Annotated in this window: 14 protein-coding genes; 5 read left to right on the forward strand and 9 right to left on the reverse strand. The window is 72.0% G+C overall.

What is annotated here, in order from left to right; genetic code table 11:
- Positions 1 to 51: 51 nt before the first annotated feature.
- Positions 52 to 936 (forward strand): MBL fold metallo-hydrolase, encoded by an 885-nt coding sequence (locus ACFVX6_RS04035; RefSeq protein ID WP_389687681.1) that lies wholly within the window; start codon positions 52 to 54, stop codon positions 934 to 936.
- A 49-nt stretch (positions 937 to 985) separates the two neighbouring features.
- Here the strand turns inward: ACFVX6_RS04035 and ACFVX6_RS04040 are convergent, their stop codons facing one another.
- Positions 986 to 2203 (reverse strand): alginate lyase family protein, encoded by a 1218-nt coding sequence (locus ACFVX6_RS04040; protein WP_389687683.1) that lies wholly within the window; start codon positions 2201 to 2203, stop codon positions 986 to 988.
- A 142-nt stretch (positions 2204 to 2345) separates the two neighbouring features.
- Positions 2346 to 2597, reverse strand: coding sequence for a helix-turn-helix domain-containing protein (locus tag ACFVX6_RS04045; protein WP_243339177.1), 252 nt, complete (start codon positions 2595 to 2597; stop codon positions 2346 to 2348).
- 64 nt (positions 2598 to 2661) lie between these two features.
- On the opposite strand from ACFVX6_RS04045, the gene map reads away from it, so the two are divergent.
- Positions 2662 to 3429, forward strand: coding sequence for a type I methionyl aminopeptidase (gene map, locus ACFVX6_RS04050; RefSeq protein ID WP_389687685.1), 768 nt, complete (start codon positions 2662 to 2664; stop codon positions 3427 to 3429).
- 59 nt (positions 3430 to 3488) lie between these two features.
- Here map and ggt read toward each other — a convergent pair whose 3' ends face one another.
- Complete coding sequence (gene ggt / locus ACFVX6_RS04055) at positions 3489 to 5291, reverse strand: gamma-glutamyltransferase (protein WP_389687687.1); 1803 nt, start codon at positions 5289 to 5291, stop codon at positions 3489 to 3491.
- A 114-nt stretch (positions 5292 to 5405) separates the two neighbouring features.
- Here ggt and ACFVX6_RS04060 point away from each other — a divergent pair, with 114 nt between their 5' ends.
- Positions 5406 to 6131 (forward strand): hypothetical protein, encoded by a 726-nt coding sequence (locus ACFVX6_RS04060; protein ID WP_389687689.1) that lies wholly within the window; start codon positions 5406 to 5408, stop codon positions 6129 to 6131.
- Here the strand turns inward: ACFVX6_RS04060 and ACFVX6_RS04065 are convergent.
- The 6 genes from ACFVX6_RS04065 to ACFVX6_RS04090 form a co-directional block, all read right to left on the reverse strand.
- Complete coding sequence (locus ACFVX6_RS04065) at positions 6091 to 7362, reverse strand: cytochrome P450 (protein WP_389687691.1); 1272 nt, start codon at positions 7360 to 7362, stop codon at positions 6091 to 6093. The two genes, ACFVX6_RS04060 and ACFVX6_RS04065, sit on opposite strands and share 41 nt — an antisense overlap.
- Before the next feature lie 80 nt (positions 7363 to 7442).
- Positions 7443 to 7976: a hypothetical protein gene (locus ACFVX6_RS04070; RefSeq protein WP_389687693.1), complete on the reverse strand. Its 534-nt coding sequence runs from the start codon at positions 7974 to 7976 to the stop codon at positions 7443 to 7445.
- Positions 7973 to 9418, reverse strand: coding sequence for an ATP-binding protein (locus ACFVX6_RS04075; protein ID WP_389687695.1), 1446 nt, complete (start codon positions 9416 to 9418; stop codon positions 7973 to 7975). Before ACFVX6_RS04075 ends, ACFVX6_RS04070 begins: the two co-directional genes overlap by 4 nt.
- Before the next feature lie 7 nt (positions 9419 to 9425).
- On the reverse strand, positions 9426 to 10109 hold the full coding sequence (locus ACFVX6_RS04080; RefSeq protein ID WP_389687697.1) for a response regulator: 684 nt from the start codon (positions 10107 to 10109) through the stop codon (positions 9426 to 9428).
- An 81-nt stretch (positions 10110 to 10190) separates the two neighbouring features.
- Entirely contained in the window at positions 10191 to 11897 is a 1707-nt protein-coding gene (gene murJ / locus ACFVX6_RS04085) for a murein biosynthesis integral membrane protein MurJ (protein ID WP_389687699.1), read from the reverse strand.
- Positions 11894 to 13069 (reverse strand): lipid II:glycine glycyltransferase FemX, encoded by a 1176-nt coding sequence (locus ACFVX6_RS04090; RefSeq protein WP_389687701.1) that lies wholly within the window; start codon positions 13067 to 13069, stop codon positions 11894 to 11896. The genes murJ and ACFVX6_RS04090 overlap by 4 nt, the downstream gene beginning before the upstream one ends.
- Positions 13070 to 13286: 217 nt before the next feature.
- On the opposite strand from ACFVX6_RS04090, the gene ACFVX6_RS04095 reads away from it, so the two are divergent.
- Together ACFVX6_RS04095 and ACFVX6_RS04100 are read left to right on the forward strand one after the other, a co-directional pair.
- Complete coding sequence (locus ACFVX6_RS04095; RefSeq protein ID WP_389687703.1) at positions 13287 to 14498, forward strand: Ig-like domain-containing protein; 1212 nt, start codon at positions 13287 to 13289, stop codon at positions 14496 to 14498.
- Positions 14499 to 14605: 107 nt separating this feature from the next.
- Positions 14606 to 16201 carry a CocE/NonD family hydrolase gene (locus ACFVX6_RS04100; protein ID WP_389687705.1) on the forward strand — a complete coding sequence of 532 codons (1596 nt, stop codon included), beginning with the start codon at positions 14606 to 14608 and terminating at the stop codon, positions 16199 to 16201.
- The last annotated feature ends 6 nt before the right edge of the window (positions 16202 to 16207 follow it).

Raw genomic sequence — 16207 nt, forward strand, 5'->3', positions numbered from 1 at the left:
ACCCCGGCAGACCGGCCGGGGCGGCTGACGATCACTCACATGGGAGCTCTCATGCCCGATTTGACGACGGCGCGCGACGAACGACTGCGCCGGCCCGCGGGAATCCGCTCGCTGTGGCTGGGTGACACGAAGGTCTCCTACGTGCCGGACGGCGACGTACGGCTCCGGCCGCTGCCGCTGCTCCCGGACACCACAGACGAGGTGTGGGCCGCCCACCCGGAGTACCTGGACGCCACGGGCCACCTCGTGGCGGGCGTCGGCGGTCTCCTGGTGGAGCACGGCGGCCGGGCGCTGCTGATCGACGCGGGCTTCGGACCGCAGACGCTCCGCGCCCCGGACGGCCCCCTCGGCGTGATCCACGGAGGCGCGCTCCCCAGCAGCCTGGCCGCACTCGGCCGCGCCCCCGGGGACATCGAGGCGGTGGCCTTCACCCACCTCCACTCCGACCACATCGGCTGGGCCGTCCACCCCTCCCCCGACGACGAGCTGCCCCTCTTCCCGCGCGCCGAGTTCCTGATCGCCGAGCCCGAGTGGGACCGGCTCGACCTCCTTGCGGCCGAGGGCGCGACCGAGCGGGTCGCCGCCCTCGCACCGCGCGTGCGCACCCTCAAGGACGGCCAGGAGGTCTTCCCGGGGGTGCACGTGCGGATCACCCCAGGCCACACCGTCGGGCACGCCGAGTACGTCATCACGGGGGGCGGCCGGCGCCTGATCGCCTTCGGCGACGCCGTGCATTCGCCGATCCAGATCGACCACCCGGACTGGTCCTCGGCCTTCGACCACGACCTCGCCCGGACCGCCGCCCACCGCCGCCGACTGGTCGCCGAGCTCGCGGAGCCGGACACCATCGGCTTCGGCGTCCACTTCGCCGACGTGGTGTTCGGCCACGTCAGGCAGGGCGGGGACGGCCCGGCCTGGCACCCCGTGGACGCCTGAGAACGGCCGCGCCTCAGGCCGCGCCTCAGGCCACCCCACGGGCCGCGCCTCAGGCGACCGGCGCCGCTTCCCCGTGAGTGAGGGTCTCCCACGCCACGAACAGGTCGTCCGTCCCGGCCGGCCGCGCCTTCTCGACCAGCTCGCGGGTGTACGGGAGTTTGGCCCCCGTCCGCACCGCGTAGTGCTGGAGCGCGACTTCCAGGTCGGGGCCCATCGTCCGCTCCAGCTTGCCGCCGCACAGCCACCCGGGGGCCTCTTCACCCAGCTGGTACTTCGAGTGGAACTCCAGTGCCGCCCGCAGCCGCTCGCCCTGCTCCCCGTACAGGTCGACGCCCTGGTGCCAGGCCGTCTCCGCGATGTGCGCGGACGCCGCGAGCGCGTAGCCGACGTGCATGAGGTTGCGGCAGGTCTCCTGGGCGACGCCGTCGACGTACGTCCCCTGACCGAACCAGTACGCCGCGAGCTCGTCCGGCGAGTCGATGCCGGTGCGCGGCGGGGCCGGCGGGTGCGCGCCGTCCCGCTTCAGGTAGAAGTACGCCGGGACTCGCTCCCGGAACCGCTCCAGCGACTCCCGGAAGACGACCCGGTCCTCCAGGAAGACGGAGATGCCCAAGGCCGCGTCGGTCATGGCCAGCTCCCAGTTGCCGTTGTACGCCGGCACCTGCGCGCGGACGGCCGGGAGGTAGGCGGTGCGCAGCATCTCCTTGAAGCGGGCGACCCGTTCCTCCCGCCACGTCGGGTAGTCGGCGTGGACGATCTCGGCGGCGCGCGCCCAGGTGGAGCCGGACCAGGCGGCCTGGAGGCCGGCGTTGTCCTCGGCGTGGCGCTTCATCACGGCCGACCAGCCGTCCATGATCTGCACGGCCTTGCGGGCGTGGGAGGTCTTGCCGTTCACCGACCACAGCAGGGCGTGTGTGTAGGCGGCGATCGCGTCCTGCCGTTCGTCCAGGCAGGACTGCGGCCCCGAGTTGAAGGGGCAGGGCACCACGTCGGCCGGGTGCGCCCGGTAGTCGAGGGAGGCGTAGCGGCTCTTCAGGAGCGCCTGGTACGCCGAGTTCCACGGCTCCTTGCCGGCCGCGACCATCTGCTTCGCGTGCTGGAGCCGGGTGTGACTGACGACGACGCCCGGGTGGCGGAAGACCACGTCGCCCGGGTCCTTGGCGTGGGCCCGACCCTCGGGGGCGGCGCATGCCGCGAGCAGCAGGCCGCCCGCGAGGAGGGCGCCCACGAGTCCGAGGCCGAGTCGCTTGGATGTGGATGCGTTCATGTCTGACACGCCTTCACGCTTCCCCCGCGCCCCGGTCCTCCCACCGCCGATTGGGCCGTTCGGCCTCCGGGCCCGCCCTAACGGCACGCCGAAGGGCGGGCCCGGCGGCCGAACGGCCGCGGCCCGCCCGCTCCCCCGGACCTCACACGGGTACGAGGGCGCAGCGCCGCATCACTTCGTCCAGCGAGAGCCCCAGGGCCCCGGCGAGGGCGGCGACGGTGAAGAAGGCCGGGGTCGGGGCCCGGCCGGTCTCGATCTTGCGGAGGGTTTCGGCGGAGAGCCCGGCACTGGCCGCGACCTCGACCATGCTGCGGCCACCACGGGCCGTGCGCAACAGGGCGCCGAGCCGCTCGCCGCGCTCGCGCTCTTCGGGGGTGAGGGGGGTACGGACCATGCCCTCATCCTACCCCGGAACCCAATAAGTATCCCGTTACAGTTATACCGGTATAGTTATTGGCATGTTGGAACTGAAGACAGACCAATCGATCGACCGGATGCGTGCCGCCGGCCGCGTCGTCGCGCACGCCCTCGCCGCCGTCCGGGAACGGGCCGCCGTCGGGGTGTCCCTGCTGGAACTCGACCTGGCCGCGCGCGAGGTGCTCCGCGAGACCGGAGCGAGCTCGCCCTTCTTCGGCTACCGGCCGCGGTTCGCCCCGGTCCCCTTCCCCGCCGTCATCTGCGCCTCCGTCAACGACGCGATCGTGCACGGCATCCCGAACGACTACCGGCTGCGCGACGGCGACCTGGTCAGCATCGACTGCGGCGCGAAACTGGGCGGCTGGGTCGGCGACGCGGCCGTCAGCTTCACCGTCGGCCGGGCCCGCCCCGACGACCTGCGGCTCATCTCGACCGCCGAGGCCGCCCTCGCTGCGGGCATCGCCGCCGCCCGGCCCGGCAACCGCATCGGCGACATCGCCCACGCCATCGGCACGGTCGGCCGCGCCGCCGGGTACGGCATCCCCGACGGCTTCGGCGGCCACGGCATCGGACGCTCCATGCACGAGGAGCCGGGCGTGCCCAACGAGGGCCCGGCGGGGCAGGGTACGAAGCTGCGCGCAGGCATGGTGATCGCGATCGAGCCGATGCTCATCGCGGGCGGTACGGACGACTACGCCTGCGACGCGGACGGCTGGACCCTGCGGACCGTCGACGGCAGCCGCGCCGCGCACGCCGAGCACACGGTCGCGATCACCGCCGCCGGTCCGAGGATCCTCACCGCCCTGTAGGCCTCACCCGCCGGGGTCCGCCGGGCCGCCCGGCCCTGCGGCTGCCCCTACGGCCTCCCCTACTGCTTCCCCTGCGGGTGCACCACCATCGCCGAGCCGCCGCCCCTCCGGGTCGTCTCGGCCGCGGCCAGCCACCGCCCGTCGGGCAGCCGCTGGACCCCGGTGGCCGCGCCGATCTCCGGGTTCTGCCGGAAGCCCTGTCCGAGGGCCTCCAGCTCGGCCCGCACCGGGCTGTTCCACAGGCCCGGCTCCAGCTCGGTGGTGGTCTGGTTGCGCTGACTGGCCCGCGGCGCGGCGATGGCCTCGACCAGCGGCAGCCCGCGGTCCAGGTGCCCGGTCAGGGTCTGGAGCACCGTGGTGATGATGGTCGCCCCGCCCGGGGAGCCCAGCGCCAGCACCGGGCGTCCGTGCTCCAGCACGATGGTCGGGGACATCGACGAGCGCGGCCGCTTGCCGGGGCCCGGCAGGTTGGGGTCGGGGACGCCGGGTGCGGCCGGAGCGAAGGAGAAGTCGGTCAGCTCGTTGTTGAGCAGGAACCCGCGTCCCGGGACGGTGATGGCGCTGCCGCCGGTCGACTCGATGGTCAGCGTGTAGGAGACCACGTTGCCCCAGCGGTCGGCGACGGTCAGGTGCGTGGTGTTCTCCCCTTCGTACGTGGTCGGGGCGGCCTGCCCGGAGCCGCCGCAGGCGACCGGGTGACGGGGATCCCCCGGAGCCAGCGGGCTGGTCAGCGCCTTGGCCGGGTCGATGAGGCAGCCGCGCGTGTCTGCGTAACTCTGCGAGAGCAGCTCCTTCGTGGGCACGTCCTCGGCGGCCGGGTCGCCGACCCAGCGGCCCCGGTCGGCGAAGGAGATCCGGGAGGACTCGATGAAGCGGTGCAGGTACTGGGCTTCGGTGAGCGCGCCGAGGTCGGTGCGCTCCAGGATGTTCAGCGCCTCGCCGACGGTGGTGCCGCCGGAGGAGGACGGGGCCATGCTGTACACGTCCAGGCCGCGGTAGCCGACCCGGGTCGGGTCCTGCCGCTTGGTCGCGTACGCGCGCAGGTCCCCGGTGGTCAGGTCCCCGGAGCGGACCACACGGGTGGCGGCCGGGTCCACCGGGGGCGTGCGCACGGCCCGGACGATGTCCTCGGCCAGCGGGCCCCGGTAGAGCGCGCCCGCACCCTTGCGCCTCAGCTCCGCGTACGTGGCCGCCAGGTCGGGGTTCTTGAAGGTGGAGCCGACCACCGGGAGCGCGCCGCCGGGCAGGAAGAGCTTGCTCGTGTCGGGGAAGTCCCGGAAGCGGTCCTGGTTCAGTTCGGTCTGGGCCCGGAAGGTGGGGTCCACGGTGAAGCCCTCGCGGGCCAGCTTCTCGGCGGGCTTGAGGAGTTGGCCCAGCGAACGGGTGCCCCAGGATTCCAGCGCGCTCTGCCAGGTCGCCGGGGTGCCGGGGACTCCGACGCCGCGGCCGCTGGTCTGGCCCTCGGCGAAGGGGATGGGCAAGCCGTTCTCCTGGAACAGCCCGGCGGTCGCCGTTGCCGGGGCGGTCTCGCGGCCGTCGATGGTGCGCACCCGGCCGGAGCGGGCGTCGTAGTACACGAAGTAGCCGCCCCCGCCGATGCCCGCGGAGTACGGCTCGGTGACCCCGAGCGCGGCCGCCGTCGCGACGGCGGCGTCCACGGCGTTGCCGCCGGAGCGCAGGACGGCGATGCCGACCGCGCTGGCGTCGGCGTCGACGCTGGCGACGGCCCCGCCGTAGCCGGTGGCGACCGGGACCTTCTCCGGAGCCCCCTGCGCGGACGGCGGGGCGGCAGCGCCGGTGGAGACGAGCGCACCGGTGAGTGCGAGGAGCGCTAACTGACGTGCTGCGGCGGGACGACGCATCCGTACCTCCAGTCGACGGCCTGTCGGCCCCCCTGGCCCAGGCCTGAGTCCGGCACTGTAACTTCACCGCACCCCCCGCGTCAGGAAGGCGCCGCCCGGGCTAACATCCGCGCCATGAACGACGACGTGCGCAATCTCGTACTGGGGGTGGCGGCCACTGCCATCAGCGGCGGCTTCGGCTGGTTCGCCCGGACCTACTTGTGGCGCCGCACGCTCCGCCGCAAGCAGGCCTTCTTCGGGCTGCCGACCGGTTCCGACTGCCTGTTCGTGGTCAACCGGCAGATGGGCGGCACCGATTCCTCACTTCACCGCAACGACGCCTTCGCCCTGCTGGAGATATCCGCCCTGATCAAGGACTGCGGGGCGAACGTTCAGATCGTCACCCATGACGGAGCCCGTCAGGGCTTCGGCGAGCGGGCCGAGTTCTGCGTGGGCGGGCCGTCCTCCAACTCCCGGACGACGGCGCACCTGGGCTCCATGCTCCCCGGGGTACGGATCATCGTCTCCAGCGATCCCGTACCGGACCGCGGGGCGATCACCGTCGGCGGGGAGACGTACCGCTGGGAGAAGGGGCTCGTCGAGCACGTGCTGCTCGCCCGGCTGACCGCCGGACCGGGCTCCCGGCCCGTGTTCCTGCTGAGCGGGCAGACCGCCATCAGCAACCAGGCCGCAGCCCGTTACCTGGCCAGGAACCACCGCACGCTGGCCGGCAAGTACGGCGACGACTCCTTCTGCCTCCTGCTGAAGGTAATCAACTCCGACGCCTACGGCCCCGACGTGACGGAGCTGATCGCCGATGTCACCCGGCCGGCCCGGACACCCGCAGCGGCAACCGCGTGATCCCGTTGATGAAGTTCGACACCAACCGGCGCGGCTCGCCCGCGAGTTCCGGTGCGGGCATCAGCGTGCGCCACTCCTCGTAGAGGACCCGCAGCTGGAGCCTGGCGAAGTGCGCGCCCAGGCACACGTGCGGGCCGTCGCCGAAGGAGACGTGCGGGTTCGGTGCGCGGCCGAGGTCGAGGCGGCCGGGGTCGGTGAAGACGCGCTCGTCGTGGTTGGCGGAGGCGTGGAAGACCACCACCTTGTCGCCGGCCCGGATCCGCTGCCCGGCGAGCTCGGTGTCGGCGGCGGCGGTGCGCCGAAAGCTCAGCACCGGCGGGTGGACGCGCAGGAGTTCCTCGACGGCCCGGTCCGACGGGGCCCGGCCGTCGGCGAGTCCGGCGTAGGCGTCGGGGTCGCGGGCCAGGGCGAGCAGGCCGCCGGGCGCGGCGCTGCGCACGGTGTCGTTGCCCGCGACGGTCAGCAGGAAGAAGAACATCTCAAGCTCCGCCTCCTCCAGCCCGGCGAGCGCGAGGGCGGTCATCACGTCGTCGCCGGGGTGGGCCCTTTTGTACGCGGCCAGCTCGCGGGCGTAGGCGAACATCTCCCCCAGCAGCGCCGGCGAGCGCGGGTTCAGCGGTGTGCCGTCCGGGCCGAGCAGCGGAGCCGGGGCGTCCTCGGGATCCTGATATCCGATGATCCGTATGGTCCACTCCAGCAGCAGTCCCCGGTCTGCGGCCGGGACGCCCAGCAGGTCGGTGAGGTTCAGCAGCGCGTACGCGTCGGTGACGGTGTGCACCAGATCGGCGGCCCCGTCCTCGGCGCCGTCGCGGGCGGCGCGCAGCAGCGTACGGGCCCGGCCCCGGACCCGGGCGGCGAAGGCGTCGACGCGGGCCGGGGTGAAGGCGCGGGCCACGGTCCGGCGCAGGGTCCCGTGCTCGGGGGGATCCTGGTTGAGCATGGTGCGCCGCAGGAAGGGCAGGTCCGCCGGGTCGGGGTCGCGGATCTGAGTGGCGCCCAGGTGCGAGGAGTACGTGCGGTGGTCGCGCAGGACCCGGACCACGTCGGCGTGCCGGGTGACGGCCCAGAAACCGGGTCCGGCGGGCCAGCCGAGCACCTCCGGCTCGCTCTGCCAGGCCACCGGGTGCCGGTCGCGCAGCAGGCGGTAGCGGTCGTACGGGACGCCTTCGCCGTAGAGGCGCGGGTCGAAGACGTCGGGGGTACCCGGGGCCCGTTCCCTGACATGGTTCATGGGGCACACGGTGGGGTTCCGGCGGTCGCGCCGCAAGGGGGCGACACGGGCCGGGCCGCGGCCGGACGCCAGTCTGGACGTCAGCCGGGCGTAACGACGCAGCGCATCGGGTCGAGCCTGCCGTCCGGGCCGCTCAGGACCACCTCGGTCTCCGGGCCCGTCCGGACCGCCGAGACGGCGGTGCACACGAGCTGGAGCCGGGCCACGGTGGACAGCGACTTCACCTCGATCGGCAGTTCGACGCGCACCGACTGGCTGTCGGTGGAGAACATCCGCGGCTGCTCGGCCTTGGGCCACGTGCTCCGGGCGGGCAGCTCGGTACGCAGCCCGGCCGCCCGCGCGGCCGCGTCCGGGCCGCCGGCCAGCAGGTCGATCAGGGAGCTGGGCCGCGCCTCCAGCCGATCGGAGGTGTCCGACTGGTCCGCGAACACCACCGGAACGAGGCGGTCCTCGGGCGAGACGAAGTAGAGCAGGCTGCTGGTGGGCGGGGTCGGCATCTTCACCGTGCCGGGGGGCCCGGCTTCGATGACCCCGGTGGTGGCGATGCCGCAGCCGGTGGCCAGCAGCAGCGTGCCGATCAACGCCGCCGCCGCGGCCGGACGGACCGAGCTCATGCCTGCGCCTCCAGGGGCATGTCGATGGTGAAGAGGGCTCCGCCGACGGGGCCGTTGGCCGCCTGCAGGGTGCCGCCGTGCAGCCGGACGTTCTCCAGGGTGATGGCGAGTCCGAGGCCGCTTCCGGCGGACCGGGTGCGGGCCGCGTCGGCCTTGAAGAACCGGTCGAAGATGCGCGGCAACACCTCGGGGGCGATGCCGGGGCCGCTGTCGGCGACGTCGATCAGCAGCCGCCGGCCGCCGGGCCGGTCCTCGGTCCGTACGGTGACGCGGACGGGTGCGTCACCGTGTTTGAGGGCGTTGCCGACGAGGTTGGCGAGGACCACGTCGAAACGGCGCGGGTCGAGCCGGGCCCGGATGTCCGGCGGCAGGTCGGTGACGACCCGCTCGTCGCTCCAGTGGCGGCGCTCCAGCGATTTGGTGACGGACTCGGCGACGTCCACGTCGTCGGCGTTGAGTTCGGCGGCGCGCGCGTCGAAGCGGGAGATCTCCATGAGGTCCTCGACGAGGACGGCGAGTTTTCCGGTCTCCGCGCTGATCAGGCACAGGGCCTTGGCGGTGTCGGGGTCGAACCCGCCGGCAGCCTCGTCGAGGACCTCGGTGACGGCGAGCATCCCGGCGAGCGGAGTGCGCAGTTCGTGGGAGACGTCGGAGGCGAAGCGGCGGGCCCGGACCTCGGCCTCCCGGAGCTCGCTCACGGAGTGTTCGAGGGCGCGGGCGGTCTCGTTGAAGGTGCGGGCGAGTCCGGCGAGCTCGTCGGCGCCCCGGACCTCGATCCGGGTGTCTAGGCGGCCCTCTCCGAGCCGCAGGGCGGCCCGGCGCATGTCCCGTACGGGTCTCAGTACGCTGCGGGCGGCGAGCAGGGCCGGGACGACGGCGATGGCGAGGCCGGGGATGGCGCCCTGTCTCGCGGCGGCGACCATGGCGTCCACGGTGGTCTGCTCGCTGCTCAGGGGCATCACGGCGTAGAGGACCACGCCTGTGGGCTGGTCGGCCCCGCTGTGCTTGAAGACGGTCGGCATGCCGACGACGAGGTACAGGGTGCCGCTCCGGTCCTCCGTGCGCTGGAAGGCTCCGTGCGGACGGTCGGACACCTGGCGGCGGAGCTCGTCGGTGACGACGGTGGAGGTGGCCGAAGCCGGGTTGGTGGAGGCGCGCAGGCTCCCGTATTCCCCGAACAGGATCCAGGGGTGCGGCTGGCCCCGTTTGCCGAGGTCGAGGACCATCCTCTGCAGCTGCTGCTGGTCCATCGGCAGCGCCACGGACTGGTTGTCCACCAGGTCCCGCAGGGTGCTGATGGCGGTGTCCTGGCTCTGCTTGAGGATGGCGTTGCGGGCCTGCTGGTAGGTCAGGGCGGCCGTGCTGACGGCGCTGATCGCCGCGACGAGCAGGAAGGCGGCGATCAGCCGGGTGCGCAGGCCGAGCGGTGCGAAGCGTCTCACCGCGCGCCTACAGCGGGCCGAAGCGGTAGCCGAAGCCGCGCACGGTCTGTATGTAGCGGGGGGCGCCGTCGGGGTCCTCGATCTTGTGGCGCAGGCGGCGTACGCAGGCGTCCACCAGCCGGGCGTCGGCGTGGTAGCTGTGCTCCCACACGTATTCGAGGAGCTGTTGGCGGGAGAAGACCTGCTCGGGCGAGGCCGACAGGTGCAGCAGGAGCTTGATCTCGCTGGGGGCCAGGGGGACGCGCTCGCCGTTCTTGGCGACGGTGAGCCCGGCGCGGTCGACGGCCAGCTCGCCGTGGAACTGCACGTCGGGGCGGCCGCCCGCGGGCTCGCTGAGGCGGCGCAGCACGGCCTTGATGCGGGCTTCGATGACCTCGGTGCGGGCGGGTTTGACGATGTAGTCGTCGGCTCCGGCTTCCAGGCCGACGACTATGTCGAAGTCGTCCCCGCGCGCGGTGAGCATGATGATCGGGACCTGGCTGGTCTCGCGGATCCGGCGGCACACCTGGACGCCGTTGATGCCGGGCAGCATGAGGTCGAGCAGGACCAGCTCGGGATGGAAGCTCGCCATGAGGCCGAGTCCGGCCTCGCCGGTCTCGGCGGCGCTCACGTCGTGACCCCTGCGGCGCAGGCCGAGACCCACGCCCTCCCTGATGGAAGGGTCGTCCTCGATCAGCAGTACGCGTGGCATCGGGTCAGTATTCCAGGGTCGTCAATCGGTCCCCTCCCGCTTTCGGCCGATATGGGCGGCTGTGAGCGGGGACGGCCCGGCCTAACGGCCGGTCTTGCGGCGTACGGATTCCAGCAGGTCGGTGATCTCCGTGAGCCGCAGGGGGCGGGCGAGGAGTACGACGCAGAGGACGATCACCGCGGTTCCCGCCGCGACCCCGGCGAAGTTCCCGAGGGGCCCGGCCAGGTTCCCGAACCGGTCGACGGAGCGCGCGGCCGCGTATCCGGCGGCGCCCGCCGGGGCGCAGGCGGCGAGGAGCCGCAGGTGGGTCCGTACGGCGGTGCTCCGGCGTTCCGTCCGGGTCCCCGTGCGCGGGCCGAGCCGCCGGGACAGCACGGACGCGGTGACGGCCGCGCCCACGGTGAAGGCGATCGAGCAGGCCGCGGCCATGCCGGTGACCGCCCAGCGCGGCGGCAGCAGGAGGTACGCGGCGGCCGAGAGCCCGGCGTTGAGGGCGGCGATGGAGAGGTTGAGGAAGAAGGGGGTCCGGGTGTCGGACAGGGCGTAGAAGCCGCGGGAGAGCACGTACTGCGCGGAGTAGGCGATCAGGCCTGGTGCGAAGGCCGCGAGCATGCCGGCCATGACGGCGACGTCGGCGGGGCCGGTGCGCCCGTACTCGAAGACGCTGCCGGTCACCCAGGGGGCGAGGGCCGCGAAGAGCGCGGCGGCGGGGACGATCAGGGCCGCGCTGGAGCGCAGGGCGTAGGAGACGTCCTTGCGTACGGCCCCGAGGTCGCCGTCGGCGGCCGCGGAGCTCATCCGGGGCATGAGGGCGGTGACGAGGGAGACGGTGATGATGCCCTGCGGGACCATCCACAGCAGGTAGGCGTTGCTGTAGGCGGTGTATCCGGCGCCGCCGGCGAGGCCCTCGGCGACGGCGTGCTCGCCGGTGGCGGTGGAGAGCCGGGTCACGACCCAGTACGCGATCTGGTTGGTCAGGACGAGCAGCACGAGCCAGCCCGCATTGCGCAGCGGGCGGGCCAGTCCGCTGCCGCGCCAGTCGAAGCGGGGGCGCCAGCGGAAGCGGGCGGCGCGCAGCGAGGGGATCAGGCCGACGGCCTGGACGACGATGCCGGCGGTGGTGCCGATGCCCAGCAGCCGGGTCTCGGAGGCGCTCAGACCGTCCGTCGCGCCGTGGGAGACGTACAGGAACAGCCCGAAGACGGCGATGACGACGAGGTTGTTGAGGACCGGGGTCCACATCATGGCGCCGAACCGGCCGCGGGCGTTGAGCACCTGCCCGAGCAGCGTGAACAGCCCGTAGAACAGGATCTGCGGGAGGCAGTACCGGGCCAGGGCCACGGTGACGGACTCCTGGCCGCCGCTGTAGCCGGTGTACGCCGAGACGATGAGCGGGGCGGCCAGTACGGCGGCGGCGGTGAGGACCAGCAGCGCGGCCGTGCAGACGGTGAGCAGCCGGTCGGTATAGGCGGCGCCGCCGTCCTCGTGCTCCTTGGCGGCGCGGACCAGCTCGGGGACGAAGACGGCGTTGAGGGCGCCGCCGATGAGCAGGATGTACAGGATGTTCGGGACGGTGTTGGCGACCGCGTAGCCGTCGCCGAGCAGGGTGGTGCCGAGGGCGGCGACGATCACGGCGGAGCGGACGAAGCCGGTGGCGCGGGAGACGATCGAGCCGGCGGCCATGAGCGCGCCGCTGCGCAGCACCGAGGTCTTCTTCGGTGCTGCGCGGTCGGTGCGGGGCTCCGTGGCGGCCGGGGTGCCTGCCGCTCTGGGGTCTGCGAGGGTCACCGGCGGGCCATGTACGCCTGGAACGCCTTGTAGAGGGCCGTGTTGGCGTATCCGTCCATGGAGGTCTCCCACTCGCCGAGGGTTTCGACGACCTGTCCGCCGGTGCCGAGCTTCCAGCGCAGCAGCCCGAAGGAACGTTCGTCGGGGTCGAGGGTGGAGGGTACCCCGCGCATGTCGTATTCGTCCGCTCCGAGTGCATGTGCGTCACACATCATGCGCCACTGAAGGGCGTTGCTGGGGCGGACCTCGCGGCGGTGGTCGGCGGAGGCGCCGGTCTGGTACCAGACCCGGCTGCCGGCCACGATCATGGTGTGCGCGGCGAGGATCTCACCCTGGTGAACTCCCAGGTAGAGGCGCATGCGGCCGGGTTCCTCGGCGTTCAGGGCCTCGTACTGCTGCTGGTAGTACGCGAGCGAGCGGCCGAGCCGGAAGCCGTCGCGCTCCTCGGTGATGCAGAGCAGCCGGTAGAACTCGGGCAGCTCGGCGGCCGTGCCGACGACCGTCTCGACCCCCGCCTTCGTGGCCTTGCGCACATTGCGCCGCCACTCCTGGTTCAGGCCCGACCACAGTTCATCGAGGGTGCGCCCGGCGAGCGGGACGCGGAAGACGTGGCGGGGCTGGGCGTCGCCGTCGTCCTCGCCGCCGCAGCGCTTCCAGCCGCGGGTGCGCAGCCGGTCGGCGAGCGCGGCGCCGACCGGGTCCACCTCGGTGGCGAGCACGTCGGAGATCTGCCGGCCCGGGCCGGTGCCCGCCTTGGCGGTGGCCGCGTCCCAGCGGCGGTAGGCGGGGGTGGGCCCGATGCGGACGGCGAAGGCGCCGGAGGCCTTGAGGTGGTTCTTGAGGGGGGTCAGCCAGCGGTCGATGTCGGGGTCGGCCCAGTCGGCGACGGGTCCCTCGGGGAGGTAGGCGAAGTATTTGCGGGTGCCGGGGAATTGACGGTAGAGAACGAGCCCGGCTCCTTCTATTTCACCGCCGGGATAGTGCCATCCGACCCTTTCCGACCGCCAAAGGTCCTTTACGCCGCCCCAGGACGGGTACTGGAGAAAGCTGGCCCGTCCGTGCCGCGAAAGGAATCCCTGATATTCCGCAACGGACAGCGGGCGCACGGTGAGCTCCCTGTCCCGGCTTCGAGTCTGGTCCTGCTGGGTGGGTGTCACGAGCAGTGCGCACACGGCTGACCGGCCTTCCCGTACGTCCGAATCGGTGGATGCACAGGACTCTCACAGGTGTCCATGACCGCCGTGCGCGGCGATTGTGACCGGACGATGACCGTATCGCTGCGGTCCATGTCACATGGGAAATCCTGAACTTTTCTTCATCTCCCGCAACCTAGAGTCGTTCCGTTCGCATCTTCTATTGCGGACGATCATTACTTCGGAGGGGTTTTCGTTGAGCCGCACACGCCGGGTCTTCTCTGTACGCAGCCGCACCGCCGTGGCGGCCGGCACCGCATTGCTGGCCGCCTCGTTGGCCGCCTGCGGGGGCGGCGCCGCTCCGGGGGGCGCGGCCAAGGCGGAAATGAAGCCGAAGCCCGACATGGCGGTTTCGGTGAACCTCACCGGCGACCAGGTCAAGGCGGGCCAGCCCGTGACCGTGACGATCGCCGAGGGCAAGCTCGCGGCGGTGAAGGTCACGGATGCCAAGGGCGGCGAACTGGCCGGGCAGATATCCGCCGACGGGAAGACCTGGACCTCGCAGGGCAACGCCCTGCCCTCGGCCGACTACAAGGTCGAGGCACAGAACACGGACAGTCAGAGCGCCGCGACGACGTTCAAGACCTCGGCCCCCGACAAGGTCAACAAGGTCTCGATCAACATCCCCAAGGGCAGCACCGTGGGCGTGGCCATGCCGGTCTCGATCGTGTTCGACAACCCGGTGAAGGACAAGGCCGCGGTCGAGAAGCAGCTGAAGGTCACCACCTCGACCAACACCGAGGGTTCCTGGGGCTGGATCACGGACTACTCGGGCAAGGACCGGGTGGACTGGCGGCCCAAGGAGTACTGGAAGTCCGGCACCGACGTGAAGGTCCAGATGAACCTGAACGGTGTCGACTCCGGCTCCGGCGGCGGGATGTTCGTCAAGGACTACGTCACCGAGTTCAAGATCGGCAAGGACCGCGAGGTGAAGGTGGACCTCGACACGAAGAAGGCGACCGTCACCGAAGGCGGCCAGGTCGTCAGCACCATCCCGGTCTCGGCGGGCACGCCCGGCGGCAAGAAGGCCTCCTGGAACGGGAAGATGGTGATGATGGCGAAGGAGGGCACCATCCGGATGGACTCCCAGACGGTGGGCCTGGGCGACTCCTACGACAAGATGGTCGACTACTCGATCCGGCTGACCTGGTCGGGCATGTACGTGCACGCCGCGCCGTGGAACACCGCCAACTTCGGTCGAGCCAACACCAGTTCCGGCTGCGTGGGCATGAGCGACGAGAACGCGAAGGCGTTCTTCGCGGCAGCCCAGGCCGGCGACCCGTTCGAGGTCGTGGGGCAGGGCTCCAAGGGCAATCCGGACATCGGCAACGGCTACGGCGAGTGGAACCTGCCCTGGGAACAGTGGCAGACGAAGAGCGCCGTAAGCGGAACCCCTCAGACCGGATGACACGAGTAATTGTTACCGGCACGTAACTTACCCACGGGTTACTTCCGGTAAGCCCCTCCCGTTACCGTCGGGTCACTTTGACACCCGGCACACGCGAGGAGCGATCGATGGTCCGCACGGTCCGCACCACCAGCACCGCGACTGCCATGGCAGCCGTACTGGCAGCAGCCGCCCTGGGCCTGGCCCCCCATCAGGCCCAGGCGGCTCCCGCCCGCACGACCGCCATCACCGCCGAAGCCTCCCCGGCGCTGAGCTTCCACGACATTCCGGGCTCCGGCGGCATCACCCTCAAGGGAAACGTCTTCACCCCGGCCGGCGCCGCGGCCGGCGCGAAGTACCCGCTGATCGTGCTGCCGACCAGCTGGGGCCTGCCGCAGATCGAATACATCGCCCAGGCCAAGAAGCTCGCCGACTCCGGCTACGTGGTGGTCAGTTACACCTCCCGCGGCTTCTGGCTCTCCGGCGGCGAGATCGAGACCGCCGGCCCGGCGGACACCGCCGACGTCTCCGCCGTCATCGACTGGGCGCTCGCGAACACCCCGGCCGACGCCGCGCACATCGGCGCGGGCGGGGTCTCGTACGGCGCGGGCATCAGCCTGCTGGCCTCCGCGAGCGATCCGCGCATCAAGGCCGTGGTCGCGCTCAGCGGCTGGGCCGATCTCATCGAGTCCATCTACTCCGGCCGCACCCAGCACCTCCAGGCCGCCGCCCTGCTCGGCGGCGCCGGCTTCCTCACCGGACGCCCCGGCCCCGAACTCCAGCAGATCCTCGGCGACTTCCTCGGCTCGAAGCTGGACCGGGAGCCGCAGATGATCGAGTGGGGCAAGAAGCGCTCGGCCGCCGAGAAGGTGGACGCGATCAACGCCAACGGCGCCGCGATCATGCTCGGCAACGCCTGGGGCGACACCATCTTCCCGCCCAACCAGTACGCGAAGTTCTTCGAGAAGCTGACCGGCCCCAAGCGCCTGGAGTTCCGCCCCGGCGACCACGCCACCGCCGAGGCCACCGGGCTCCTCGGACTGCCCAACGACACCTGGACCAACGCCCACCGCTGGTTCGACCGCTACCTCAAGGGCGCGGCCAACGGCATCGACACCGAGGCCCCGGTACAGGTCAAGCCCCGCAGCGACGGCGGGTACGAGGGCTACGGCGACTGGAAGTCCGTCGGCGGCGGCGCCGAGAAGCTGATGCTCTCCGACAGCGAGCACCTCTTCACCGGCATCGACTCCGGCGCCAACGGCGGGATCGTCATGCTCTCCAGCCTGCTCGACCAGATCGCCCAGGCGCCCCCCACCGCCTCCATCCCGCTGCTCCCCCGCGCCTTCGCCGCCGTCTGGCAGTCGCCGCGCTACGGAGAGGTGCGCCGCGTCCGGGGCACGGTGAGACTGCACACCACCGTCACGCCCTCGAAGTCCGACGGCACCTTCGTCGCGTACCTCTACGACGTGGGCCCGCTCGGGATCGGGAAGCTGATCAGCAACGCCCCGTACACCTTCCACGGGAAGCCGGCCGGCCAGTCCTTCGGCGTGGACCTGGAGCTCTTCTCCACCGCCTACGACGTCCCGGCCGGGCACCGCCTCGCGGTCGTCGTCGACACCGTCGACCCGCTGTACATCGAGCACAACCCGACCGGCGGGCAGCTGACCTTCTCCTCGCCTCGCACCGATCCCTCGTACGTCTCGGTGCCGCTGCGCGAGCAGTGATCCGCG

Source organism: Streptomyces sp. NPDC058289, from assembly GCF_042880975.1.
In the GTDB taxonomy this organism is placed as follows: Bacteria; Actinomycetota; Actinomycetes; order Streptomycetales; family Streptomycetaceae; genus Streptomyces; species Streptomyces stoeckheimensis.

What these genes read in the sequence shown, in the direction of transcription:
- ACFVX6_RS04035 (WP_389687681.1), top strand. Translation starts at nt 52, where the DNA reads ATGCCCGATTTGACGACGGCGCGCGACGAACGACTGCGCCGGCCCGCG.
- ACFVX6_RS04040 (WP_389687683.1), bottom strand. Translation starts at nt 2,203, where the DNA reads ATGAACGCATCCACATCCAAGCGACTCGGCCTCGGACTCGTGGGCGCC.
- ACFVX6_RS04045 (WP_243339177.1), bottom strand. Translation starts at nt 2,597, where the DNA reads ATGGTCCGTACCCCCCTCACCCCCGAAGAGCGCGAGCGCGGCGAGCGG.
- map (WP_389687685.1), top strand. Translation starts at nt 2,662, where the DNA reads ATGTTGGAACTGAAGACAGACCAATCGATCGACCGGATGCGTGCCGCC.
- ggt (WP_389687687.1), bottom strand. Translation starts at nt 5,291, where the DNA reads ATGCGTCGTCCCGCCGCAGCACGTCAGTTAGCGCTCCTCGCACTCACC.
- ACFVX6_RS04060 (WP_389687689.1), top strand. Translation starts at nt 5,406, where the DNA reads ATGAACGACGACGTGCGCAATCTCGTACTGGGGGTGGCGGCCACTGCC.
- ACFVX6_RS04065 (WP_389687691.1), bottom strand. Translation starts at nt 7,362, where the DNA reads ATGAACCATGTCAGGGAACGGGCCCCGGGTACCCCCGACGTCTTCGAC.
- ACFVX6_RS04070 (WP_389687693.1), bottom strand. Translation starts at nt 7,976, where the DNA reads ATGAGCTCGGTCCGTCCGGCCGCGGCGGCGGCGTTGATCGGCACGCTG.
- ACFVX6_RS04080 (WP_389687697.1), bottom strand. Translation starts at nt 10,109, where the DNA reads ATGCCACGCGTACTGCTGATCGAGGACGACCCTTCCATCAGGGAGGGC.
- ACFVX6_RS04100 (WP_389687705.1), top strand. Translation starts at nt 14,606, where the DNA reads ATGGTCCGCACGGTCCGCACCACCAGCACCGCGACTGCCATGGCAGCC.